Origin of the sequence: Sporosarcina sp. P18a (assembly GCF_002743135.1) — a bacterium.
Taxonomy (GTDB): Bacteria; Bacillota; Bacilli; order Bacillales_A; family Planococcaceae; genus Sporosarcina.
Genome location: NZ_PDYQ01000001.1, coordinates 501,375 through 525,459, shown reverse-complemented (window position 1 = coordinate 525,459; position 24,085 = coordinate 501,375). Strand labels below are relative to the sequence as shown.

Annotated in this window: 20 protein-coding genes and 3 pseudogenes; 7 read left to right on the top strand and 16 right to left on the bottom strand. The window is 38.8% G+C overall.

Annotated elements, in window-relative coordinates:
• Positions 1-70 precede the first annotated feature (70 nt).
• Both CSV75_RS02675 and CSV75_RS16530 read right to left on the bottom strand, forming a co-directional pair.
• The gene (locus CSV75_RS02675) at positions 71-1,180 is read right to left on the bottom strand and encodes an amidase domain-containing protein (protein WP_233191568.1); all 1,110 of its coding nucleotides are present in this window, start codon (positions 1,178-1,180) and stop codon (positions 71-73) included.
• A gap of 156 nt (positions 1,181-1,336) precedes the next feature.
• Positions 1,337-1,468: pseudogene (locus tag CSV75_RS16530) on the bottom strand (recombinase family protein); the annotation flags it as partial.
• Between the two features lie 91 nt (positions 1,469-1,559).
• Between CSV75_RS16530 and CSV75_RS02665 the strand changes: the two are divergent.
• From CSV75_RS02665 to CSV75_RS02655, 3 genes and pseudogenes are all read left to right on the top strand, one after another.
• Positions 1,560-2,036: pseudogene (locus tag CSV75_RS02665) on the top strand (LysE/ArgO family amino acid transporter); the annotation flags it as partial.
• A gap of 68 nt (positions 2,037-2,104) precedes the next feature.
• Positions 2,105-2,787 (top strand): annotated as a pseudogene (locus CSV75_RS02660) (ATP-binding protein); the annotation flags it as partial.
• Positions 2,784-2,981: a hypothetical protein gene (locus tag CSV75_RS02655; RefSeq protein WP_099674638.1), complete on the top strand. Its 198-nt coding sequence runs from the start codon at positions 2,784-2,786 to the stop codon at positions 2,979-2,981. The pseudogene CSV75_RS02660 and the gene CSV75_RS02655, both read left to right, overlap by 4 nt.
• Before the next feature lie 636 nt (positions 2,982-3,617).
• On the opposite strand, the gene CSV75_RS16520 is transcribed toward CSV75_RS02655, so the two are convergent.
• The 4 genes from CSV75_RS16520 to CSV75_RS02635 all read right to left on the bottom strand — a co-directional run bounded on the left by CSV75_RS16520 (position 3,618) and on the right by CSV75_RS02635 (position 8,562).
• Positions 3,618-4,106 (bottom strand): hypothetical protein, encoded by a 489-nt coding sequence (locus tag CSV75_RS16520; protein ID WP_233191567.1) that lies wholly within the window; start codon positions 4,104-4,106, stop codon positions 3,618-3,620.
• A 223-nt stretch (positions 4,107-4,329) separates the two neighbouring features.
• The gene (locus CSV75_RS02645; protein ID WP_099674637.1) at positions 4,330-6,228 is read right to left on the bottom strand and encodes a UvrD-helicase domain-containing protein; all 1,899 of its coding nucleotides are present in this window, start codon (positions 6,226-6,228) and stop codon (positions 4,330-4,332) included.
• Complete coding sequence (locus CSV75_RS02640) at positions 6,221-8,137, bottom strand: ATP-dependent nuclease (protein WP_099674636.1); 1,917 nt, start codon at positions 8,135-8,137, stop codon at positions 6,221-6,223. The genes CSV75_RS02645 and CSV75_RS02640 overlap by 8 nt, the downstream gene beginning before the upstream one ends.
• A 212-nt stretch (positions 8,138-8,349) precedes the next feature.
• Positions 8,350-8,562 carry a DUF7695 domain-containing protein gene (locus CSV75_RS02635; RefSeq protein ID WP_099674635.1) on the bottom strand — a complete coding sequence of 71 codons (213 nt, stop codon included), beginning with the start codon at positions 8,560-8,562 and terminating at the stop codon, positions 8,350-8,352.
• Positions 8,563-9,084: 522 nt separating this feature from the next.
• Between CSV75_RS02635 and CSV75_RS16395 the strand changes: the two genes are divergently transcribed.
• Positions 9,085-9,327 carry a MerR family transcriptional regulator gene (locus CSV75_RS16395; RefSeq protein ID WP_199171284.1) on the top strand — a complete coding sequence of 81 codons (243 nt, stop codon included), beginning with the start codon at positions 9,085-9,087 and terminating at the stop codon, positions 9,325-9,327.
• 17 nt (positions 9,328-9,344) lie between these two features.
• Positions 9,345-10,508: a tyrosine-type recombinase/integrase gene (locus CSV75_RS02625; RefSeq protein ID WP_099674634.1), complete on the top strand. Its 1,164-nt coding sequence runs from the start codon at positions 9,345-9,347 to the stop codon at positions 10,506-10,508.
• 388 nt (positions 10,509-10,896) lie between these two features.
• Here CSV75_RS02625 and CSV75_RS02620 read toward each other — a convergent pair whose 3' ends face one another.
• The 3 genes from CSV75_RS02620 to CSV75_RS02610 form a co-directional block, all read right to left on the bottom strand.
• A complete protein-coding gene (locus CSV75_RS02620; RefSeq protein ID WP_099674633.1) occupies positions 10,897-11,895 on the bottom strand; it encodes a DUF4238 domain-containing protein in 999 nt (332 codons plus the stop codon).
• A gap of 18 nt (positions 11,896-11,913) precedes the next feature.
• The gene (locus CSV75_RS16200) at positions 11,914-12,087 is read right to left on the bottom strand and encodes a hypothetical protein (protein ID WP_158231575.1); all 174 of its coding nucleotides are present in this window, start codon (positions 12,085-12,087) and stop codon (positions 11,914-11,916) included.
• A 125-nt stretch (positions 12,088-12,212) separates the two neighbouring features.
• Entirely contained in the window at positions 12,213-12,689 is a 477-nt protein-coding gene (locus CSV75_RS02610) for a GNAT family N-acetyltransferase (protein ID WP_158231574.1), read from the bottom strand.
• Positions 12,690-13,678: 989 nt separating this feature from the next.
• On the opposite strand from CSV75_RS02610, the gene CSV75_RS02605 reads away from it, so the two are divergent.
• Together CSV75_RS02605 and CSV75_RS02600 are read left to right on the top strand one after the other, a co-directional pair.
• Positions 13,679-14,836, top strand: a complete 1,158-nt coding sequence (locus tag CSV75_RS02605; protein WP_099674630.1) for a site-specific integrase — start codon at positions 13,679-13,681, stop codon at positions 14,834-14,836.
• A gap of 422 nt (positions 14,837-15,258) precedes the next feature.
• Positions 15,259-15,687 (top strand): HEAT repeat domain-containing protein, encoded by a 429-nt coding sequence (locus CSV75_RS02600; RefSeq protein ID WP_099674629.1) that lies wholly within the window; start codon positions 15,259-15,261, stop codon positions 15,685-15,687.
• 169 nt (positions 15,688-15,856) lie between these two features.
• Here CSV75_RS02600 and CSV75_RS02595 read toward each other — a convergent pair whose 3' ends face one another.
• The 7 genes from CSV75_RS02595 to CSV75_RS02565 all read right to left on the bottom strand — a co-directional run bounded on the left by CSV75_RS02595 (position 15,857) and on the right by CSV75_RS02565 (position 23,789).
• Positions 15,857-16,567 (bottom strand): endonuclease V, encoded by a 711-nt coding sequence (locus CSV75_RS02595; protein WP_369825350.1) that lies wholly within the window; start codon positions 16,565-16,567, stop codon positions 15,857-15,859.
• A 219-nt stretch (positions 16,568-16,786) separates the two neighbouring features.
• Positions 16,787-19,009: a transglutaminase-like domain-containing protein gene (locus tag CSV75_RS02590; protein ID WP_099674627.1), complete on the bottom strand. Its 2,223-nt coding sequence runs from the start codon at positions 19,007-19,009 to the stop codon at positions 16,787-16,789.
• Positions 19,006-20,064: a DUF58 domain-containing protein gene (locus tag CSV75_RS02585; RefSeq protein WP_099674626.1), complete on the bottom strand. Its 1,059-nt coding sequence runs from the start codon at positions 20,062-20,064 to the stop codon at positions 19,006-19,008. The genes CSV75_RS02590 and CSV75_RS02585 overlap by 4 nt, the downstream gene beginning before the upstream one ends.
• Positions 20,064-21,008 (bottom strand): AAA family ATPase, encoded by a 945-nt coding sequence (locus CSV75_RS02580; RefSeq protein WP_099674625.1) that lies wholly within the window; start codon positions 21,006-21,008, stop codon positions 20,064-20,066. The genes CSV75_RS02585 and CSV75_RS02580 overlap by 1 nt, the downstream gene beginning before the upstream one ends.
• Positions 21,009-21,011: 3 nt before the next feature.
• The gene (locus CSV75_RS02575) at positions 21,012-22,643 is read right to left on the bottom strand and encodes an ABC transporter ATP-binding protein (protein WP_099674624.1); all 1,632 of its coding nucleotides are present in this window, start codon (positions 22,641-22,643) and stop codon (positions 21,012-21,014) included.
• Positions 22,616-23,485, bottom strand: coding sequence for an energy-coupling factor transporter transmembrane component T (locus CSV75_RS02570; protein WP_099674623.1), 870 nt, complete (start codon positions 23,483-23,485; stop codon positions 22,616-22,618). Before CSV75_RS02570 ends, CSV75_RS02575 begins: the two co-directional genes overlap by 28 nt.
• Before the next feature lie 49 nt (positions 23,486-23,534).
• On the bottom strand, positions 23,535-23,789 hold the full coding sequence (locus tag CSV75_RS02565) for a hypothetical protein (RefSeq protein ID WP_099674622.1): 255 nt from the start codon (positions 23,787-23,789) through the stop codon (positions 23,535-23,537).
• Positions 23,790-24,085 lie beyond the last annotated feature (296 nt).

Here is a 24,085-nt window from a genome sequence, read left to right as displayed (position 1 = left end):
TGTCCTAATAACTATATGAACAATATCACAGGGGTAGACTACGGAGACTTTTTACCAAGACCTTTTTCGATTAATCATTGATATGAACGAGGATATATTTCGTTGTTTTATCCCAGCCGAGGTCAAACGGTACACGATACCGATCCGCAGTATGGGAATTCACTAACGGATATCCGTTAGCATCTTGCCCTACCACAACCGAAAAATGGTCCGTATCTCCATCTAGCATGTAGCCGATCACGTCACCTGGCTTTAATCTTGAGATTGCTCCATGTGGATGTTGGTCGCTTGATTCAGTAACTTCTGTAAATGTCCCCTTTGCAATCAAACGTCCATATCCAGAAGAGAGCAAGAAATGTTCAAAAGCATCCGTTTGTACCCATGCTTTACTTCCACTTCTCCAATTGTACGTTTTCTGCAAGCCGCCGCCTTCCTCCTCGTCGCCAAGAACTTGGGATACAAAGTTGGTACAGTCTCCGCCAAGTGGTGTGTAATCCATATATTTCAAATTGTAACGGTTATTATTCCCGGCTCCCCAAGCTAGGCCCGCGTACTTATTGGCATAGGCCACTGCTCGTTCACGATTATATCGCCCTTTATTCTGCGAAGTTTCGTTGTCGGGAGAAAGATGGGGGAAGCCCACTGGTGAATCCGCTATTAACTCTGAGTTTTCTTCGAGCGGATCCAAATACCATTCCTTTAATACCATCCAATTACCGTCTATTTTCTTCAATGTGAGAGCATGCCGCGTACCGACACCAAAGGATTGGGTTGGTGGATAAACTGTATTGTAGTCATACGATATTTTGGCCATCTGTATCAGGGAAACATACGCTTCATCCCCATTTTTTTTGAAACGAGTAATACGAATGGTGGGTTCTGCTCCTATAAGCTGTATGCCACGTTTATCTGCCCAAGTATTGATGTACTTTCCACGTCTTAATTCCATTTGATAAGCGTAGCGGCTTACCTTCTCCGTATGGATATAATACTTATCAATGGATTCCGGAAGCCGATTGACAAGGAAGGCACTACGATCAACAAACAACTGTGTCAGGAAAGAATCAACCTCCCTTTTGTCGTAATCCTCTTGAGCAAAAGTTTCATAAGCATTCAATGAAATCAACCCGACTAATAAAGTCATTCCGAACAATAGAACCAAGCGGAACAAGCCAAACACCTCCTTTCTTTATTTATTTTCCTATATTTGTTGATGGTGCCCTACTTTTCAATCGATCTTATGATGGTTCACTTCAATATAAATTATTCGTTTCCTAATCAAACATGGAAACAAGCCGTTTTTCCGATATTTGATCCGAAAATATCGGAAAATACTCGGAGCAAAGGTGAAGTTTTTACCAGATTGTTTTTCAGAAAAAATCCTATCGCAACCGATTTCTTCTAATGCCTTAACTTGTCTAGCCAAATTTTGATCTTTTGAGCTAACTCTTGCATAACCGATAATCATTTAAGATAAATTCATCTCTTTATGAAGGACAATTATAATACAACACGAATCGTACACTTAAAACCCTAATAAATCACAGCTTACTAATGTATCGTTAGAGTGTACTTTTAACGGACACTTTTTAATCATATTGGCTGTATTTGGACTATCTACTATTGTCTTGCAATTTGAATGGCTGCGATTTAGCTTAGTCCTCGTGGGAGTATTATTTTTACTTTATATGGGGCATTCCATTTGGAATACAAAACCAAAAGCAAATGAATCGAATAACGCGTTACCCATCCGTCAGCAAATTATGTTTGCTTTATCCGTTTCTTTATTAAATCCTCATGCCATCTTGGATACAGTAGGAGTGATCGGAACTAGCGCGTTAAAATATGTGGAAAAGGAACAAGTATATTTTACAATCGGTTGTATTATAGTAGCTTGGGGTTGGTTCTTCGGATTAATGATTGCAGGATCAGTGTTAAAAAAGCTGGATACAACAGGAAACTTGATGAATATACTAAATAAGTGCTTGGCCTTGTTTATTTGGGGAATTGCCATTTATCTTTTGATTATTGAATGAGAATTGAGCCACCTCTGCGGAGTTTTGAGCCACCCAGTGCGGACGATTGAGCCAGTGAATGCGGACATGAGAGCCAGAACAAAGATTATCAAGCAATGGATTTTGATGATCATTTCAACCTGTTGGTTGACTATGAATACGATCGTCGAAAATCTAACCGATTGGAACGATTGATTAAACAGGCAACTTTTGAAAATCCAACGGCAGCCATTGAAGACATTGAATACCATCCAGATCGCCGACTAGATAAGAGTCTCATCTTAGAATTAGCTACAGGGAATTATCTACAGAATCATCACAACATTATTTTAATGGGTGCATCAGGTAATGGCAAAACTTGGATATTCGATGCGTTTGGTATCCATGCCTGTCGCCAATTTTATAAAGTGAAGTATATCCGATTGCCAGAATTATTGGATGAATTAGCTGTAGCGAAATATGAAGCTGATGGTAGTTTCCGTAAAATTATTCAAAAATACAAGAAAATTGATCTCTTGATTTTGGATGAATGGTTACTGACAGAGCTTTCTGAAGAGCAGGCCCTTCACGTCTTAGAAATCATCGAATCAAGATTAAAGCGTACATCCACGATATTCTGTTCTCAGTTCTCACTTGAGGGATGGCACTCTAAGTTAGGACAGGCGCAGATAGCAGACGCAATTCTCGACCGCATTGTGCATGATTACTAAAAATTCTGGTTGATGGGGAAATCTCGATGAGAGAACGTCATGGTTTGGGGGTTAGAGTATGATTCCGGAGGAAGTAGAAAATAGCATCGCTACCTATTTTTTTCACAGATATCTGCCAGATGAAGTTATGGAAAAAGTGGAAATTGGTTTACTAACTCGTTGTATCGGTGTAGTGGAAGAAGAAATAGATATGGATGAACTAGTGTTATGGGCTATTCGCGTTATAGACGATGAAATAGATCCTTCACTACTTTGATAAGAACCGCAAACAGCCCTAGAAACCTCGTTTCTAGGGCTGTTTCAACCACTTCAGCCGATTGGTGGCTTTCGCTTCCGCTTTTACTGGCTCTATTATCCGCATTCAGTGGCTCAAAAAACGCTCAGATCTGAGCGTTTTTATTTGCTATTTATATTGTTGATTTGCTGTTAAAATATATGCCGATCAACATGACATTGCAACTATCCATAGCATTTTTCTCCCCGTCAACCGAACCCGTTATTAACACAAAAATCCCCTTTTTTACTTATTCATAATCTTAACCAATCCTTATTTTCTTCATAAATCACTTACACATTCTTTTCTTTAATTATGGTTATATCCGAACTGAATTGTTTGCAACTTTCGTTTAAATAAATTTTCAACCTCAACTGCCTCTATTGCTGTAATATCTTTCGGTAGTACCTTTAAAATTGTATACTGAAAATGTAAATGCACACTAGAATCTTGTACAAGTAGCTGCTTAAATACTTCATTACCTCCATGTATGGTTGCCGCGTACTCCGCCCAACGGCCAAGTAAACCGTTTTTATTGTATGAGGAGCCAATATAATTTTTTCCGCTAGAGCAATCCGTGATTAGATAAACCGCATTGATGGAGCTAAGGGCGATGTGCTAATCCGCATACGTTGAACGGTCATCGATAATTTGTTTCAGCTCGTTATACGTTAATATGACATTTTCGTAGCCTGGAAAGACAAACTGACTTGTGTTCACTAGCTGTGTTATGATTTTTTCATTTATTCCTTTTTGATACCATTTCACAGCCGCCTTGCCCCATTCAATAAATAATTTATTTTCGTATTGCTTTAATGGATCTTCAACGATTTCGAATAAAGGATGCATAATTTCATCTTTATACGGCTCTAGCAAAAATGGTGAACAATCTGGTGAAATAGACGGCATCTCACCATGTCTTAATTCATACGATTTTAAATACTTCGCTGTAGTACCTTCATCCGCAGCAAAGACAATCACTTTATCGAACCCATCAAAAAAATGAGGTGATTGTTTTTGCGTATATTCGCGTATAAAGCCATCACGATATGCGTTAATAAATCGTTGATGTTTCAACGAATGACGGATAAGTAATGTTCTATTCAAGTTATATTTACTTCGTTTTAGTATATCTGATAAGTAGAAATGGACCATCTATTCATTAACACCCCTCCACCAAATTATCATATCAATTTAACACCACTGATTATCTAACAGTTATCGAACAAGAAAAAATCGCCGCAGCAATCTATCTTATTGATTGTTTTTCAAGAAAATAAAGAGTGCGATAATAGCTATTTTCGCACTCAGGACAGTTCTCGTTGATTCCTTATCCACTTGACTTTGTTACATATTCAATATTCCATCCAGCCTTTTTTAAATCTTCTTCATGGCCTGTAATTGTTTCCTGATGTACTGCAACGCATAGCAAATGTGTAGGCCTTGTTAGACCAACATAAGCCATCTTTAAGTTTTGTAAAGTGCGCTTCTGATTTGTAGGTTCATGGATCCCTTTGAAATAATTTAATATCCTAGCTACATCGTATTTATAATAGAAAGTTTCAAGATAAAGTGTAGCAGTATGAGTTTCCCCTTTCACCCCATGTATACTATCTAATTCTATATTTACATTTGTTGCCATTTCTTTATAGGTATAAGTATTGTGATTTAAAGGAGTAGATATTTCTTGTTTCTCTGATTCCATATCAAAAAATTCAACCAACTCGCTAGTACTACTCCAATTAAATACTTCTTTTAGGTTTAGCTCAATAAACTCTTTTACCTCTTTAAATACATCCTTGCCATTTTGAATAGATAAACACCATTTTGCTAGTTTGGATAACAACTCTTCATAGGTTTCTTTATGCTCCCTTTCCAAAAAGTCGAGCAATGTTTTTTCAGTAAAAAACCTACTCTGCTCATCCCGTTCTCCCACTAATCTCAAAGCTTTCAATATCCCCCGAATAATAGATTGTTTATATAAAGCGGCTCCTTTTTGATTTATATCTTCAGTAGAAATGGACGTTAAATAGGAATTTAAATGATTGAAGTCGATTCTTTGTTTAATACCTCTATTAAAATTCTTCCAATAGTCTAAAAGAGTGTTATGCTGTGGGTGAGTATTTGTAACCCAACCAATTGCTTTAAAAATAGTCTTTTCCTCTTTATGTAATCCATTTCTAATAATCATATCCCCGAAGCAAGGGATAACTCTGTCTATTTCTTCTCTATTAAAAACGATAAGTGTAGGTTTAATGTTCTTGATATTTGGATTCCCCTCCAATTCTTGAGGAGCGACACAGATATTTTTTACAATATTAGCTATCGACTGTGAAAAACGTTTGCTATCAGAAATAGATAAGGAATCCTCTTTTATGTTCCATGCACCATCCGCATTATGATTATCATAAATAGACTGATTCTGATCACCGATTCTTTGTAATACTACTGATTCATCGAACAGCTTAGTCAATAAATCATTTTGATGTTTCATTGTGTCTTGCATTTCATCGATAAATACATACGAAAACCTTTTTGAAAAAACCTTTTTTATTTGAGGATATCTTTTCAAATAAATATTTGCCAGAAAATAAGCATCATCATAGCATAAGACCCCAAGACGAAGCATTTTCAGTTTTAATTGGAGCAAAGATTTGTAAGTATCCGTTTCTTTGTTTTTGTAAATCAAGTTACCGTATATCCCATTAATCAAATCACCATTCTCCAAGCTAAACCTCATTTTATAGATGATATCAAGGTCTCTTTTCTCAACTCCGAAACGAATTCTTCTAGGCACAGTGCTATAATATTCCTTTAAGATTGTTTCATTATAAATCTCGTCATCAATTCTAACTGGACGTTTTTCATATAAATTTATATATGCAGGTATAGCCAAATATTGATTTACAAATGACTGGATTGTACTACAGTTGTTCGGGTAACTAAAAAGCTTTGAACCATGCACTCCGAGCTTTGTCTTAATTTCATTGATTGCCACGTTTGTATGTGTTAAAACACATACACCACTATTATGAATAAGAGGTAATTTTTTAGAAATTATCGCTAACTTAGCTAATAATGTTGTTGTTTTTCCGCTTCCTGGGCAAGCCTTAATATCCTTCGTTTCTAAGCACGTTATAATATTTCTTCTTTCTTCATTGAATGTTTTTCCTTTTGGTAACAATAAACTTTCTGCATACTGTATATCTTCTTGAGTTATTTTAATCATCTTTATCTGCCCCAACTGTTACATAAGATATTGCATTGACCAAGTACTCTAAATACTTATCTCCTAAAATACGTGACTGAATTTCATTTTTATCTGCATTTTTTAAAATCCCAGCTAAACACTGAGCAGTAATAGCTTTTGAAATACCTTTTTCAAGCATTAAGTCATGATAAATATAGAATGCTTTTTCCTCAGTGGAAGTCCCTTTCATTGTCCATTCTTCATATTGTTTTTCAATTGTTTGATCAACTTCGTTTATCTTTTTCTCTGTTAATCCATACCTATTACTATTTTGTATTTTCTCGGCTTGTAGAACTGCTGTAAATAATTCTTTCTGCAAACCTCCTAATGCGATATCGTATTCAAGAGTCCACTCTGGGGAGATAAATAATTTTACGAACTGACCTTGAATCCTTTCCTCTTTTTCTTTCCTCCTTTGGTCAATTGTCTTTATCCTATTCAAATCAGACTTTGTTTCGGTATCTTTTTCAACTGATTTATATATATCTGGTTTGATGTCATTGTCCGTTATACACGAAACTGGAATATCTAAAATACCTTCTCCCAGATTTCTCCTTTTAAATACTCTTGAATAGCGAAGGAATGCTGTGTTACCGACGTTAACTATTGAAACACCATACTTGGATAGTGGTTTGTCTATTATTTGGGCTATAGTGGGGATAAGAAGATTTTCAGCATCACCTTCTACTAAAATTACACCTTCTGCAAAAAACAAATTAGCCTTTGTAGAATCTAAAAATCTTTCCAAGAAAAGATAGTCTCCTAGTTCCAGCTCAGTATGAAATGGTCCCATTGGTAGGGCATTTTCGTTTTTACATACAATTAAATTACTTAAACTTATTTTTGACGCCAATACTGGACTATGAGTCGTAAGAATTAATTGTATGTTTGATGTAGTTGCTTCTTTTTGTAGAAATTCAACCAATCTAATTTGTGCCTGTGTATGTATATGTGCCTCAATCTCCTCCACTAAAGCCAGTTTGAGACCTGAATAACCTTCTCTTTTTAATAGCAAAAGCTCCACCGCTATAAACAACAAATTATGGGAACCTAAACCCGCTTTTGTAGACAATAAATTCAAACTCAATTTTTCAAGGATGGTTTTTAACTTCATATCTGAAATTGAGAAATTGGAGTTTAAGTTATTTTTCACACCCGAAAATTCTCCCAGGTATTGATTGATTTCTTTTAGCAGTTTTTCACCTTGCAAGTCTTCTAAAGATTCTTCATGTTCATTTCGACCTTCAAAATATTTTTTAATCCTTAAATTAGCTTTTTCCATTACTTCGAAAAGATAATGGTCTTCTTCTCTATCCTTAAACGATTCATGGCTGTCTAAGATTTGTGATAACCTAGAGTTTCGACGGGGGGCTAATTCTCTCTCCGCATCACGTAATGGAGTTAGGTATGTTGATCGCAGTAAATTTCTCGCTTCTCCACTCAACAATTTACCTTCTTTGTCAGGTCCAGCTTTTATATCATAAAAAATATTTCTCCCTTTTCTTTTTGCAACTAAGAAGACTTTAAGTAAGTATTGAAACTCATCATCAATCTTCTCCATTCCCAACCATTCCAAGAAATTCTTTGCTTCATCATTGGTAAATCCTCTGAAAACACACTCAATCCGCATTTCCGAAGCCCTTTCACTCTCATCAAGCCCTTGAGGCAAATGGAAGTCTTCTTGCTCAAGCCTAATATAATCATAGCTCTGAGTAAGTAGCGTGTATTTAATAGCATCAACTATTGCAGTTTTCCCTGAATCATTTTCTCCGACCAATAAATTAAAGCCCTTATTAAATTGCAATGTAAGACCAGGACATATTTCATTATCCTTTTCCTTTAGTCCATATTTCCTAAAATTCCATATTCTAAGTTCAGATAAATACATTGGCTCGATTCCCCTTTAATTAATTTGAAATTCTGCCTGGAATTATATAGATAGTCCAACTGCTACACTATTTATGTTTTACGAGTCATAAGACCTCTGTTTTCAACTTCTTTTTCGGAAGCATTAATATTAAGACTTACATCGTTTAAATAAAATTGAATTAACTCATTTTACTCTGACAACACAGCTATATCGTTTTTCCTCTTTATTCTTCAATCCTTATAAACCGAATAGCTAAAATCAATATAGTCTTCTAGTTCTCCCCCTTCATCCTGAATCATCCCCCAGCCAAAACGCTGGTAATCCGTTCCTCCATCAATGAATATAGCTCCGCAGCTACATCTCTTAAAATCATAGCTATGTGTTGATTCAATGACATCATTGCACTTTTTGCAACGAACTTTATTTACTAAGACCTTTTTCATAAAATCACTCCTTTTTACATTGTACCATTCCTGAACGTCTGATTTTTCATACACCTTAAAAATTACTGTTATTTTAATACAGCTGTGTTTAAAACTATTCAGGGCTTATTCATTTCAAGAAGTACTGAATAGCATTGTGTATTTCTCCTCTAAAAAAGGCTTTGAAATCATCTTTTTATAATGTTGAAAGTTCAAGTGTTTTACACAAATACTGTACCAGCGCCATATAATCCGCAGAGTATTTTTACATAATCCCCGTACTAGTGATCCTACCTTTTACATAAAAGCCGCACCCAGTCCATACTTTTTACAAAATCCCGTTCCTACGACCAACCCTTTTACAAAAATACCGTACTCAGACCATACTTTTCACAGGATAGCCGTACCCGCATTCTATTAATGGCTTCCTTCTTAAAAATAAATCGTATTTACTCTTAAAATATTAAAATTCCACGACTACAATGTTTTCACCTTTAGATAAACATCATTTTTACTAGAACTACAACAATAAGGAGAATAAAAATGCACATTGAAGATTTAAAAGAAATAGTTCAAGGGTTAAACAATTTGAAGAAAGACTTTGAAAAAAAATTATCGGCTAATAAAGAGTGGATGACGCTCAAAGAAGGAGCAGCCTATGCCGGCGTTTCATATAACACACTTATGAAGTTCCGCCTAATGGGATTGAAAGTTGCCGAGATCGATGGGGTTAAGCGTATTTCAAAAACGGAAATTGATAACTTTTTGATTGAAAATAGTTTTTAATAAAGGAGAAAGTTGGAATGAGTAAACAAACACCTATTAAACCTTATAAATTAAAGAATGGCGATACTCGCTATATGTTCCGTATCAGCCTTGGCACGGATCCGCTCACCGGAAAACAAAAAAACACAACTCGGCGTTCGTTTAGAACAAGAAAACAGGCACAGCTAGCATATGATCGAATAAAGTTTGAACTTCGTAATGGAACTTTTAGAAAACAGACGGCAGAAACATACAACGATATTTACCTTATTTGGATTAAGAGTTATGAAAAAACGGTTCAAGATAGTACTTTTTTAAAAACATCCCGTTTATTTAAGAATCATATTTTACCCGCAATGGGTCATTACAAAATTGATAAAATCGACGTTGCAATATGTCAGAAACACGTCGAGCAATGGGCTGAGGTACTAAAGGGGTTCAAGATGGTTAAATCATATGCTGCAAAGGTTATTACGTTTGCTATGATCCGAGGTTATATTAACATCAATGTAAATCCATTCGAACTTGTTGAGATTCCAATCGACAAAAAAAGAATTTCATTTGACGAAGAACCTGTTGAGAACTTCTATACAAGAGAACAACTTATCGAGTTCCTAGATTCACTTAAACAAGAAGAGGATTTACGACTCTATGTTTTCTTTAACTTACTTGTGTGTTCTGGTATGCGTAAGAGTGAAGCGTTAGCACTTATGTGGAAGGATATTAACTTTGCAACTAGCGAGATACGTATCAATAAAGCCATTGCACGCGGCATAGAAGGACTTTACTTAGGTCCAACCAAAAACGGCTTACCCCGCACGATTGAGCTGGATAAAAAGACTATTCGACTCTTGAAGAAGTGGAAAAAGGAGCAAGCAGTAACCTATTTAAAACTTGGCTTTAATACACGTAAACAAAATCAATACGTCTTTCCAAATACGAAAAATGAGTTACAAGATCCAAATAAAACATGCCCATGGCTTAAAAACATTCTAGATAAATATAATCTTGATCACATTACAACCCATGGTTTACGTCATACACATTGTTCTTTATTATTTGAAGCAGGAGCAACTATTAAAGAAGTACAAGTTCGCCTTGGCCATAAAGATGTGAAAACAACGTTAGATGTATATGCCCATGTGACAAAAAAAGCAAAGGCTGGAACCATTAAAAAATTCGATAACTATTTAGCAAATTGACTATGTATTAATGAGTTCCGCTAAAATCGTATACTCGGAATGACATCAACCGTGGGGTATGGTATCCCTCCATAAAACAGTAAATAGCTCAGAGTACACACAACTCTGGGCTATTTTAATATTGTTCATCGTTATTCACTTCCACAATCGCGCCGAAGTTCGTTATTCAATAAAAGCACCCTTTCGCTAGGTACATTTATTTACAAACTCATTTATTATAAATCCTCTTATTGGATTGCTTCCTTCTCTTTTAACCTATCTGTATGAAACATCCACGAGGCGGCCATTCATTTCATTATTGATGGCTTCGTAATCGAGAACATATCAACCTTTTTCAGTACTTGAACATGTATATCGATTTAGTCGTAATAGATAATAGTTCCACTACTCATTGATGGATTATAAACTCCTCTGCATTAGAGCGAATAACATCATTATACCTTTTTACCGCTTCATCAGTGATATGCGTCACGTAGTATAAGCCATCTTCTTCTGTACGTTTACCCTTTGCCATTAATATTCTGGGGGTTATCGGAAGTAGGCCAACCAATTTCTTATCATCTCTTCTATGCATGAATGCAGGACTGTCACTCGTAATAAATTTTGTAGGACCGTCTGCTATCAGAAAATGAAAATTTGTATGCTGTAAATTTGCCATTACATCTTTAAAAATCACGCCAGAGTCACTCAGATACTGCCGATAAAATTGCAATAATAAATTGTACCGAATTTCATATGCTGCAGTTTTTAGTGACGGCAAGATTCTTTCATCTACCGGTATTTCAATGTCATCTAGCAAACCGCTTGTTAAAGTTTTATACATTTCTTCAAAATAATGATTTGACCTAAAGCCTCTCCAGTCCAGAGCAGTAAAAAACTTCATTAGATACTCTAGGTCAAACATAGGGATACTACCATTTGGAGCATGCAACACAGCTGCTTCAATCTTCGTAACTTCTGAAGCCCAGTTATTTTCGTACTTAGTAGACCAATTAGTCTCAATATCTTTAATTTTTTTTTTTTCAATTTCTCGCTTTATACTTTTTTTACTTACAAGACTACCATCTACTCGCTTAACGATCCAATTTTCGAAATCATAATAGTATCTATTCATATCAAGAGATGATTGAAGGATATTACCTTTATATTCAACAGTATACGATGAAACCGGCTCAAAAATTATATTCGCATCAATTTCTGTGCATAAAGGCATTCCAGCCTTTATTGAATGAAAATCTGTTATTCCTGCAATTCTCTCTTTATTACGTTTGACAATATCACCAGGGGCATCAAGAAATTCCACATTAAGCGTCCCATTTCCATGCATCCATGCCGACATGTATGTTTGTGGAACAAGATGATGGTATTTTGCTTGTGTCTCAATCATAGATTATTCCTCCATAAACTACTTTATACCTACCAACTGCGCATGTTCCTGCGCTACGGGAGATAACTCTTTCTTCTGGCGGGGGTCTTGGTAATCATAGGGGGCATCATTTTCTATATTCGCTTTCATCGACTTTAACCCACTCAGCTTGGCCTGCAATCCGATTTGTTTCGTTATCCAAAAGGGAACCACGAAATGCCCCTTCTGTATCCTTGGATGGTGCAAGATGGGTTCCTTCTTTATAAATAAGTCTATATAAACTTCCACTCTGTCAACGTTGACCCATGGTTGACCCCCTTATTTCAATATGCTCCGGCTCATAACTTTTTGATTAGTCTAATATCGGACTTTTTAACCCCGCTAATGGCAAATTCCTGGCTTTTCGGTTCGAGTCCTTCAAACCCTAGCCAATAAGGAACATAACCTTTTTTGAATAGCCATTTTATCATTACTTCGGAATTTGGATTAGTATTTTTTACAATGGCTACGATTTCATTGAAGCCTTTCTCCACTGCAATAGCTTCTAATTTATCCATAATAAATGAGCCTAATCCAACCCCTTGATGTTTCGTATCAACGACCAATGAAATCTCAAAATCATCATTTCTATAGCTTACCCAACCATAGCCTAATATTCTTCCATTTTCATCGATAAGTTTCCACCATTCTTGGTAAAGTGGTGTACCCAATTCCAAATTACTTAAATCCTCAAAGGTCCCTTCAGCTATCTCAGCAAAAATATTTTCCTTTTCAGTGTCCCAAATTGAATGTACTTCTTCTTTTAATAACTCCATAATTACCTTCCTCATAATGCATACTTTGATTACGCCACTACCAAATGATATAGTAAAGAAGCTTGGTTCTTAATACAGTTTGAATGCTGTTTTGTATTCACTTTAAATTCATTCAATCTTTTCTCAGGATTCAATCAATTTAAGTAAGGCTTCCGCCCGACCTTTTACATTTAATATCCCATCTTCTAGTTCAAAGATTTCATTTATCATACCTGAAACATACTGTATTCTTTCCAATTCTATTTTTCTATTTTTTAGTTTGTCGAAAAATATCTTGTCAATAGTTAAATTCCGAGGAACTTGTTTCTCTTTAATTAAGAATTGAATAGCTTTTGTTATCTAAGATTCTTGTGTATTTGGTATATTTTCATTTAAGAATTTTGACCATGTTAGAAAGGTTGACCTTAGTATAAATCTTTTATCTCTTATATTTGATGTACTCATTATCATATTATCTACTAACAACTGTGACTTTATCTTTTTCTAGTTCATAAATTGATTTTCCATTGAACTCATTTTGCAACTCGCTATATAGTCCATTTTTCCTCTCCATTGATCTACTTCTCCTATTTGTTTGATTATCGAATTTTTCCATATGCCCCTGAAATATGCACTGTTTTTCACTAAAATAGCCTAACTAGTTATTTATTTATTATTATTTATATAATATATTTATATCTCCTTAATAAAACTTTCCCTTATCTAATTAAAGTACGTTTCTTCACAAACTACCTAAATTTCAATATAAAGTGCTGTTCAATAATCGGGCCCGTTTGTTGAATACTTATCTGTATCTTAACACAATAAATTTAGATCTCTGAAAAATTATTCAAAATTCCAACTGAAAGTTGTTCATCAAGATTTATTTTGAAAGCAATGATCCATTCCCTCTTTCTCCGATTTGTTAAGACAGCTATAGTTGTATAGAATGGACATGTGGCGGTATCGCTACATCCTCTTGTCTCCGTAAGCGTCGGGAGGATATACAGATGAGTAATAACACAATTATTAAAAGCTATACACTTAAAAACAATGAGACCCGCTATATGTTTAGACTCTATATGGGTGTAGATCCGTTAACGGGAAAAGAGATGACAACAACACGACGTGGCTTTAAAACGAAGAAAGAAGCCCAGGATGCGTTAACCGAATTAAGAGTACAGGTGAACAATGGAACGTATAAAAAACAAGCTGTAGAAACGTACGAAGATATTTATCACATTTGGATTGATCATTATGAAAACACAGTCCAAGACAGTACATTTTTAAAAACTTCTCGTATTTTTAAAAATCATATTTTACCGGCAATGGGCGAATATAAAATTAACAAGATTGATGTGGTTGTGTGTCAAAAACACGTGGATCAATGGGCCAAGAAGTTAAAAAGATTTAATATGGTTAAAGCGTATGCAGCGATGGTTATTACATTTGCTATAAGCCGGGGTTTGATTGATAAAAATCCTTTTGACCTGGTTGAAATCCCAATCCTGAAGAAAAGAATCTCTCTTGAGGAAGACGAAGAGGAAAACTTTTATACGCGCGAACAATTGATCGAGTTGCTGAATTGCTTTAAAAGGGAAAATAATTTACGACGATATGCTTTCTTCCATTTACTCTCGTTTTCCGGTATGCGTAAGAGCGAGGGCTTTGGATTGATGTGGCGGGACATCGACTTCGTGAACAACGAAATACGCATTAATAAAGCCGTTGCACGTGGTGAGCAAGGTCTTTACCTTGGACCAACTAAAAACGGATTACCACGCACCATAAAGATGGACGATACGACGATGATACTCTTAAAGAGTTGGAAGAAGGAACAAGCAAAAAAATATTTAGAACGCGGTTTTAACACGTTGAAAAAAAATCAACTTGTATTTCCAAATACAGAAAATGAATTACACGAACCCAATAAAACATATCAATGGCTTAAACGTGTTTTAGATAAGTATCAGCTTGAACCTATTACAACCCATGGTTTACGTCATACCCATTGTTCTTTGCTATTTGAGGCGGGTGCGACGATTAAAGAAGTACAGGTTCGTTTAGGACATAAAGACGTGAAAACAACGTTAGATGTTTATGCTCACGTTACGAAAAAAGCAAAAGCAAGCACGATTGAAAAGTTCAATAACTACCTTTCAAACTAAATTCGACTTTTGACTATGGTTTGATGAATTTCCGTTGATCATTCAATTTCACAAAGCCTGATTTCATCGATGTTTCGGTCCTGTTTTTGACTATGGTTTTGACTATGGATTGACTATGTTTTGACTATATTTCGTTGAAATCCAATGAAATCGTATGACATAAAAAAACGCCACAAACCTTGATAATACAAGGTTTATGACGTTCAATGAAACTCCATGAAATTAAACTATGGAGACGGCGGGAGTCGAACCCATCTCCTAGAAAAGTCGGCGCAATGCAATTCACCTTAATGTAGTCTGTTTCCCTTCCCCCTATACAACCTAACCAGCAATCCATCGCTATTTCCACCCAGACAACGTATAATAAGAACAGCAGGAGAAGAATCCATTCTTCCTTTAGTAAAAAAAAGAGGTGCACTTACTTGAAACAGTTTGAAACAGCATTACCTGAGCAGTATGAAACATTAAAGAAACAGGCCAATTATACGTCTAGCTGGCGAGAGCGTTTGGAAGCAGTCAACATATTATCGGATTATCAACATGACAAAGTCATAGATTTATTAAAAAATCGTATGCAGCATGATACTGTCCACCAGGTGCAAGTAGCAGCCTATGAAGCACTTGTGGCATTTGGCGAGGACGTAGAGAAGCCATCACCTGCACGTTTTGATATTATCAAAAACACAGACAAAATCTTCCTTCGCGTAAAAAAGAGCTTGCCGAAGGACCATACTGTGGCAGACTTTGCGGATAAATTAAAACGTATGCGTGTAGATGTCTTTGATGCGTATGAAGGCGACAAAGGTGTAGAATTTATGAGTTGGTTAGAGGAACGTTGGGCAAAACTGTAATACGTAGTTTTGTGATGTATAAAGGAAAGTCATTCTCTCCGTTTTTGGAGTGGATGGCTTTTTCTTATGTTACAGCGTGATTCGCCGAAACTGCTAAGATTGTATGATATTCGTCTTTTTACATGGAGTTGGAGTTATGAAATTGATTCTTTCATTTAATAAAAGTATCTCATTTATTATTCCTAAGCTGTCTTCTATTTCTCTTTGTTGCCAAATCTGCCAGTCTAACCGGTATGGGTAATCGACTTTCACTATTTATTAATTCCTTAGTAATAGTAGTTGCTGTTGGTAAGTCTATATAGTTCCCACATGAAACAAATATAGGTTTTACATCTTGATGTGTTCGTAAAACTCTGCCGTATATCTCCCTATTTATGACTATCTCTACATACGAGCCCGCCCTATTTTCAGGCATGTCAAATTCTGCATCGGCTATTTTCAAGTAACTTTTGGCGATGCCGATAGTTGGTTTATTTAGAAAGAAAGAAGCATGAGTCGCGATTCCCATATGCCTCGGATGCAAATAGCCATTACCATCAAACATAAATAGATCTGGCGTATGTATAAGCTTTTTGGCCGTTTCAATAACTAGGGGAAGTTCCCGAAATGCCAAATATCCTGGTACATAAGGGACTTCGACAATTCCGGTGCTATGTGTTTCTTCAATAACCGCCTTTGTCGCATAGTCCATGACGATTATGCTACAAACACCCCATTCAATTCCTTCATCCTCCCAGTAAGCTACATCCACACCCGCAATGAACTTGATATCAGTAGCAGTCAATCTATTTACCAACCTTATCTTTTCATTTAAACAGATTTGAATGGCATTCCATTTCTTATTGTCGGTTGATAGCGGATGGATTTCCCGTATATGTATGTTCATTCCTCCTAGATGACTTAATTATGTAATTCTATCGAGAAATCGGTCAGCATACTTTTACCCATAATATGTTCGTTGTTATTTATATATATACTTCCACTATGTAAGAGATGTTTCATTTTTTTAAGATTCATTCTCGTTCTTCCCGTTACTCCTCGCTCCGTTATAAAAAAAGAAAAGCACCGCGGTATGCGATGCTTTACTCAAATTCCCTATTTATTGATGACGTACGATAAATCGTAACTTCTTTAATCCTTTTTTCGATTCCTTCACCGCAGTATGAACATGAGCAAATAACTTCTCTACCTTTGCGCGTTCCTCATGAGTCACGCCATGCGGACTATACTTAGCTTTTTGATAGATTTTCAACCCATCCTCGAAGTCTTGTCGAAGTTGCGGATCGATTTTGCCAACTGCTTCAGGTAGCGTTTCGAATGAAGGCCGCTTCGCCACGACTTGTTCTTTTTCTAGCATCTGCACCATGTACTGAACATGGTGTACAACGGCTAATCGATGATCTTTTACTTGGAGTTTTTGTTGACGTTTTCTTTTTCTCAAGACGTACAGCACGAACAGGATTAACATAATCACTACGCTGATCAGATTCAACCAGAACCACAAAACCGTGTTTGGATTCACTTGTTGCGTGTCTTCCGGCTTGTCTTGATCATCCTGCACTTCTGTCGTGTCATTCGATTCAGGTTCAGCCGTGCTTCCGCCATTTTCGTCCAGTGAATCGGAACCGCCCGGTGCTGGATAGTCTTGTTTATTAATCGCAGGCATTTTCTCAGCATAGCCCGGTGTCACTTCAATCGGCACCCAGCCGACCATGTCGATATAGATTTCTGTCCACGCATGGGCATTTTTCTCGCTGATGTTGATTTCACTGAATGACTGTACATCTTTCACGTCATCTAGTCCGACGATATAGCCTTCCGCATAACGCGCAGGCGTGCCGAGCATTCTGAATGCCAATGTAGCAACTGTCGCATAGTGAACGGAATAGCCTTCTTTCGACTCTTCCAAAATTCCCGTTACGAAATCCTGATCTTTTATCGGTTCGGCATGTTCGTTATAACGCATCGACTGTGCAAGGAAACGTTCCACCTCCTGGATCGTTTGTTCGTACGGTAAACGCGTTTCTACATCGAGTATGCTTTCGTCCATATGATTGCGCAAGACGTTCAAACTGTCCTGCGGCACCGCGAAATAGTTGTTGTAGACATATTGGTTATAATGACTTTCACGACGTAAATAGTCGGTGTCTTTTGTCGCGTATACTGCATTCGCGATTTGCGGATAATCGGTGTACGGCGTCAGCATATAGTTCATTTCCACTGTACGTCTGCCGAAAACCCCTGTCGCCTGCAGCGCGTCGGCTTGTTTGGAACGGATAAGATTGCCATCTATGTCTGCTAATTCATACGGTGCATAAATATATCGACTGGATGCAGCTACGTTTTGAATGACGAGTTTCGCCTCTGCATATTCATCCGGCAAACTACTTTCTGCTGCCAAGCTCAGTTGTTTCGCTCCGGTGAAATCTTCCTTTTGTAATGCTTCAAGCAGTGACTTCTCTTCCATATATGCTTCTCCATCGATTTCCTTCCAGCCACTAGGCGTGTAAGTCGAACCGACGAATCCTTTTAAATACAGTGGACTCGGATTTTCCATTGCGACTTTTAGCGCGGTATAATCGCCCGGTGTAAACGTGGAAAGTCGATGGAAGTTTCCGGCTGTCAACACGGGCTCTTCACCTTTAAAATAACGCCACTTTTCGCCTTGATAACGTACAGTATCTTCCATTTTCAAACTGCCTGTAAACTCTTCATTACCGTTTGGATTCATCGCCGTGTAGACGAACATTAGCACGACCAATGAAATGGGCACGACCGCCATCCGTTTCCACCAGCGTACTGGTCGTTGATTCATATACAGCAATGTAAGAATCAGCACCGTAAAAAATAGAATATCAAGGATTAATGCGGGTGATGTGCCGAGAAGTATTTGTATCGACCAAATCACGATAGCGAGCGCAACAGGAATCCAACGTTTTTGATTCGCGATGGCATAATACATGGCACTGCCGATCAGCAAAGCGATTTGACCGAGGATCATGCCGTTTAGCCACGAAGTCGTTTCATTGACGGATAATAGATCTATATAAATATGTTTGTGTTCTGAGAGTGCGATGAACAACGCGTTGATCGTTCGTTTCACGTCGTCTATGTACGTTGATAGGAAAATCAAACTAAAAACGACGCTCGCAATCAAAACGATGTCGCCGCCACGCTGTTTCCACAGTATACGCGCGACCATCCACAGCAAGACGAGTATGAGCGCGGGTACGCTACTCATCTCAGGAAACAGCATCGAACGAACTACGAGGAACGCCGATACAAGGACACTATACGCAACTACTCCATCCAGCCATTTCATGCGACGGATCCCTCCTTCTTATCCGAGATCACGACGGTCTGGTAGTCGGTACTACGCGCACTATTGGTCGTCATTACGATACAGTTTGGAGAGGTTCGTCTGAGCTTTTTCCACTGTTCGTCCGACATCGAAACTTGCGCGACACTTCTCGTCAACACTTCTTTTATAGCGTTCGCTGCATCCCGTTCATTGTCGATCGTCAACTGCTCAGCTGTCGAATGATCCACTAGAAGTTGGACTTCGTGATCGCCTGCGACATAGGAATAAAGCAGAGCGGAAAACGTCTCAATGAATTCGTCATAGAGTGTCACCCGATTGGTGAACGTTGTAAAATCGATCGTCATCATAACAGCATTCCCTGTCAGCGTTTCATACTGTTTGACGAGCAAATCATCGACTTTACTTGATAGTTTCCAGTGAATTTGTTTGACCGAGTCGCCCGGTTTGTACATCGACAATTCCACCAGCTCTTCGCCAGCGATTTTCTTCGTCGGAATCATGCCCGGCGTTTGTAGCACATGTTGATTTTGCTCGATGTGTTGAAGTTTTAGTAAATACGGATTCGGCATGATCAATAGTGTGGATTGCGTATCCATTTTCTGCATCGAACGGAAGAACGTGAAATGGTCTTTGATCGTCAGTTGTGTGATTCGTATATTCACTTGCCCCATATAGTTCCGCGGCAACACGAACGAAAATTCTTCCGTACTTTTCGATCGGATGGACAAGTCGTGCTGATGACTCTCTTGTCTGCCTGTAAATAGATGCTCGGTGACGAGATGTATTTGTAGGTGTGTAACGGGTATGCGACTCGTATTTTGTACGCGCAGTTGATAACTCATTTGTTCATTTTTATAAATTTCATTCGCCGTGATAATTTCGCATTGAATTTTCCCTTTGACTTGATAGACGCTCAACACGAGCCACAGCCAGACAATAAGCGAACCGACTGCGAATAATAGAGCGAAATGCGTCGTCGTGAAGATGAAAAACGCGAGCGTAAACAGCAGCCACACGACGCTAATGAGTAGTGTCCCTATCATACGATCAGCCATTAAAATGTCGCAAGCATTGCTTGGTCGGGCGTGGCAACACTGTGCAGTATTTTTTCAAGTAGCGTATCCTGCTCATGTTCAGTACCTAGTACGCCTGACATGACGATGCGGTGTCGGCTCGTCGGCAACCACACAGCCTGGACATCTTCCGGAATGACGTAATCGCGTTGTTGTAAGAAGGCATGTGCTTTCGCCATCTGGCAAAGTGCGAGTGCGCCACGCGGGCTGATTCCTTGATGGATCGACGAATGATTTCTCGTTTTCTCGGTTAGTGCCGTGACGTAGCGCAAGATTTCATCGTCAATGAATAGGTTCTGTACTTGATGTTGTAGCGCGAGCAATTCGTTTTTCGTAATAATTTGTGTCAGTGATGATAATGGATCCGCCTGCTGACGATTTCTCAGCATTTCTACCTGGTCTTCAAAATCTGGATACCCTACGCTCAATTTCGTCATGAAACGGTCGATTTGCGCACTCGGTAGTGGTTGTGTACCGATTGTACCGTACGGGTTTTGCGTCGCAATGACGTGAAACGGTTTCGGCAGCGGATAGGTCACACCGTCCACTGTCACTTGTTTCTCTTGCATCGCTTCTAAGAGCGCTGCTTGCGTTCTCGAAGACGTCCGGTTAATTTCATCGCCGAGCAATAAGTTGCACATGACCGCGCCTTCTTTAAAGACGAATTCGTTTTTCTCTTTGTCGAACATCGTGAATCCGATGACGTCAGAGGCGACGACGTCCGGTGTGAATTGGATGCGGTTCGAATCAAGACCGACAACTCGGCTGAATGCTTTCGCGAGTGTCGTTTTCCCGACTCCCGGTAAATCTTCTAGCAATACATGCCCGCCGGCTAGGAACGTCATCCACACGTTTTGGATGACATCGTCTTTACCGTTCATTACCTTTTTCATTTCATTGAGTACATGTGTTGATGGATTGCTCATTGTTTAGTTCCTCCTGTTGTTCAAGTTCACTGCGTCTACGATGTCTTCGGCTGTGATGGCATATGGGAATAATCCGCGTGCGATTTTGCTAGCGGCGGTTGTGTAAAAGCGGTTGGACGTGAAAAAGGTTTTCGGATGATTGATCGCGATGAGTGATTGATCGAACAGCATGCCAACACGTGTAGATACTTCAGCTGCAAATTCAATATCATGCGTCACGATAATCGTCGTGATATTCTGTTTTTGAAGCGTTCGAATCCACTCCGTCACTTCTTTTTTCGACATGACGTCCATTCCTTTAGTCGGCTCATCCAGCAATAATATATCCGGTTTAAGCAGCAATAATTTTGCAAGCGCGGCCTTCTGCTGCTCTCCGCCACTTAAGTCAAATGGATTTCTTTCCGAAAGATGTTCGATATGTAACTGTTTCATCATACTCGACACCGTCGTTTCCCTCTGTTCTTTCGGCATTTTTTGCATAGGAACCGCATGAATTAGCTCTTCTTTCACTGTTGAGTACATGAATAATGCTTGTGCGTTTTGCGGCAATAAGACGATATTCCCTTTCCACTTGCCTGGTGCGACGTCATCTATCCTTACTTTACCTGCATACGGCTTATGCAGTCCGGCGAGTAACCTTAGTAACGAAGACTTGCCGACTCCATTTCCCCCGACAATCGTGAAGATTTCGCCTCGATGTACGGTAAACGTCATATCCGCTAGTAGATCATCGCTTTTTCGATTGTATCGGAAATACAAATCTTTCACGGTGATGAGCGGTGGATGCTTTTTTCTCATCGGATCCGTCGGTAGTATTGCCGGTGGATAATGCCGAATGAAATCCATCCCTTCGCGCACCGTAATCGGCGTCTCATCACGGAAGCCGAGCTTATAATAGACACGCATTGCTGTCGTAAGTGCGTCGAGCATTGGATGTTCTAGCAAGGAGTTGCCAATTGCTTTCGGTGTCGTGTCATAAAGGAGTGAGCCGTTTTCCATGAACCACACTCGATCGCATACCGGCAATAACTCTTCTAATCGATGCTCGACAAGTAAAATTGTCATGCCAAGTTCACGATTGATTTTCTCAAGTAGCATCAGAAACATGGAAGCCGCAATGGGATCAAGTTGGGACGTCGGTTCATCGAGTAATAAAATATCTGGCTCCATTGCTAGCACTGCTGCTAGATTAACGAGTTGTTTCTGTCCACCTGATAGATCACTGATACTTTCATGCAACCAGTTGTGAATACCGAAGAAACTGGCGACTTCAGCGATTTTTTGTTGCATGTCTACCGTCGACACGCCTATATTCTCAAGACCAAATGCCAACTCTTGCCACACTTTTTCCATGACTATTTGTTCCTCTGGCTTTTGCATCATATAGCCAATAGCTGTCGATGTAGTCGACGCGGGCAGTTCATCGATTTTTTCGCCGTTAACATACACCGTGCCGCTAAGTTTACCGTTCGGCCGCATTTCCCGTTTCATCATTTTCAATAACGTGGACTTTCCTGAACCGGTAGGACCGAATAGCGTTATGAATTCTCCACGCTTAATCGAAAAGCTCACGTCTCGCAACACATGCTGTCCTCCATAATGGAAGTTCAGATTTTCGACTGTAAGTATCGCCATTTGACCCTCTCCTTCGCTTCATAGATAAACGGTAATAACATGAGCAAGCCGATGATGACGTAATGCCCTGCACCTAGTGTCTGTTCACTGATTTCTGGATAATACTGCGTCTGGTGCTGTGTGAAGTATCCAATGTAGTAAAGAAGAAACAGAACGAGTCCAGCCGTCAATATTCCGTCCCGTTTTGTGAATCGCCTCGTCTTATACCGCGTTCTCTCTTTCGCGATACCATACCCTCGCGCCTTCATGACATCTGGCTTAACAATGCTAAACTCCGCTGTCTGAACGAGCGTCCGCCGCCACAATGCGAACGCGCGACGGAATTTTTCCACTCTGCTCCCTACTTTGTAATAGCCGATTCCGCGTTGTGCCAGTTGCTTTTCACGCCATTTTATTTTGAATAACGGAATGAATCGCCACAGCATGGAAACGAGAATTCTGGGGCTAGCGGACACTTTCGTCAGTACGGCAAGTAGTGTGTTCGTCGTGAAAATCTCAAAATAACTCTTCGTCCAGAAACTGGTTGCAACTGCGGCTCCCGCAATGACGAGTCCTTTCGTCACAGCTTCCAGCGTTACCGCGTGTTCATGGAGGAAAAATAACGGAGTGAAACCGTTATGTACAGTTGCTGGATACGCTACGGCAATTAGTAGAAAAACGAAAGAGTAATAGATTAAGTCTTTAGTTGCTGTCCGTACACCGTGCAACATAAGGAAATACAGAACGCCTCCGATCATGGCCAGCGCCACGATGATCGGATGAAACGAGCTGAACATCGTGACTAAAACGACTGTAACGTAGACAAGTAGCAATAGTGGGTGAAAGTTTGAGAATGCGCTCATCTAGTTTCCTACTTTCTTTATTTTCGTATATAGCTGTCTAGATCTCTACCTAGTACATCTCACTAGCACAGTAGGGTGCATTGGAGTACACACAAATAAGCGATGCCTTGTACGTACTGTTGTAAATATTGTAGTCAGCACCTTGTTTCTCCATTTTCTCAAGACCCAGTTTCAACTTGTCCATGGAATCCAGGATGGTGTCACTGACTTCGAGTCTTCCGTGATCACGTTGATACGTATCAAATACTATTCTTACACCGATCGAATCTTTATTTCCGTGACGAGCGACCCGATCTTTCTTCATTATATCGCTCTAATCTCTTTGATGCCTTCTTTTTTTCATCCTGCTCATTACCACGATGACCAAACCTGCGACAATCTGGGAATTGAATGTCATTCATACCTTCAATTAATGTGATTTTGGCTGTAAAATTATTTAGTCGTTTGCCATTTAGCATCACGTTCATTTCCTGGGGAATGAGAGATTCGTCCAAATGATTTACAGTGACAACGTATAGTGAATCGTTCCGACAGCTAGTTTTTAGCGTAGAAGCCTCTACCTTTTCATTGAAATTAAACGTAGCAGTTTCTTCAGTGGCA

Excerpts from the sequence above, each read along its gene's own strand:
- CSV75_RS02565 (WP_099674622.1), bottom strand. The coding sequence starts at position 23,789 with ATGAAGAAAGATCGGGTCGCTCGTCACGGAAATAAAGATTCGATCGGT.
- CSV75_RS02640 (WP_099674636.1), bottom strand. The coding sequence starts at position 8,137 with ATGTATTTATCTGAACTTAGAATATGGAATTTTAGGAAATATGGACTA.
- CSV75_RS02610 (WP_158231574.1), bottom strand. The coding sequence starts at position 12,689 with ATGGAGTTATTAAAAGAAGAAGTACATTCAATTTGGGACACTGAAAAG.
- CSV75_RS02625 (WP_099674634.1), top strand. The coding sequence starts at position 9,345 with ATGAGTAAACAAACACCTATTAAACCTTATAAATTAAAGAATGGCGAT.
- CSV75_RS02580 (WP_099674625.1), bottom strand. The coding sequence starts at position 21,008 with ATGAGCAATCCATCAACACATGTACTCAATGAAATGAAAAAGGTAATG.
- CSV75_RS16395 (WP_199171284.1), top strand. The coding sequence starts at position 9,085 with ATGCACATTGAAGATTTAAAAGAAATAGTTCAAGGGTTAAACAATTTG.
- CSV75_RS02585 (WP_099674626.1), bottom strand. The coding sequence starts at position 20,064 with ATGGCTGATCGTATGATAGGGACACTACTCATTAGCGTCGTGTGGCTG.
- CSV75_RS02655 (WP_099674638.1), top strand. The coding sequence starts at position 2,784 with ATGATTCCGGAGGAAGTAGAAAATAGCATCGCTACCTATTTTTTTCAC.
- CSV75_RS02620 (WP_099674633.1), bottom strand. The coding sequence starts at position 11,895 with ATGATTGAGACACAAGCAAAATACCATCATCTTGTTCCACAAACATAC.
- CSV75_RS02635 (WP_099674635.1), bottom strand. The coding sequence starts at position 8,562 with ATGAAAAAGGTCTTAGTAAATAAAGTTCGTTGCAAAAAGTGCAATGAT.
- CSV75_RS02645 (WP_099674637.1), bottom strand. The coding sequence starts at position 6,228 with ATGATTAAAATAACTCAAGAAGATATACAGTATGCAGAAAGTTTATTG.
- CSV75_RS02605 (WP_099674630.1), top strand. The coding sequence starts at position 13,679 with ATGAGTAATAACACAATTATTAAAAGCTATACACTTAAAAACAATGAG.
- CSV75_RS02575 (WP_099674624.1), bottom strand. The coding sequence starts at position 22,643 with ATGGCGATACTTACAGTCGAAAATCTGAACTTCCATTATGGAGGACAG.
- CSV75_RS02570 (WP_099674623.1), bottom strand. The coding sequence starts at position 23,485 with ATGAGCGCATTCTCAAACTTTCACCCACTATTGCTACTTGTCTACGTT.
- CSV75_RS02590 (WP_099674627.1), bottom strand. The coding sequence starts at position 19,009 with ATGAAATGGCTGGATGGAGTAGTTGCGTATAGTGTCCTTGTATCGGCG.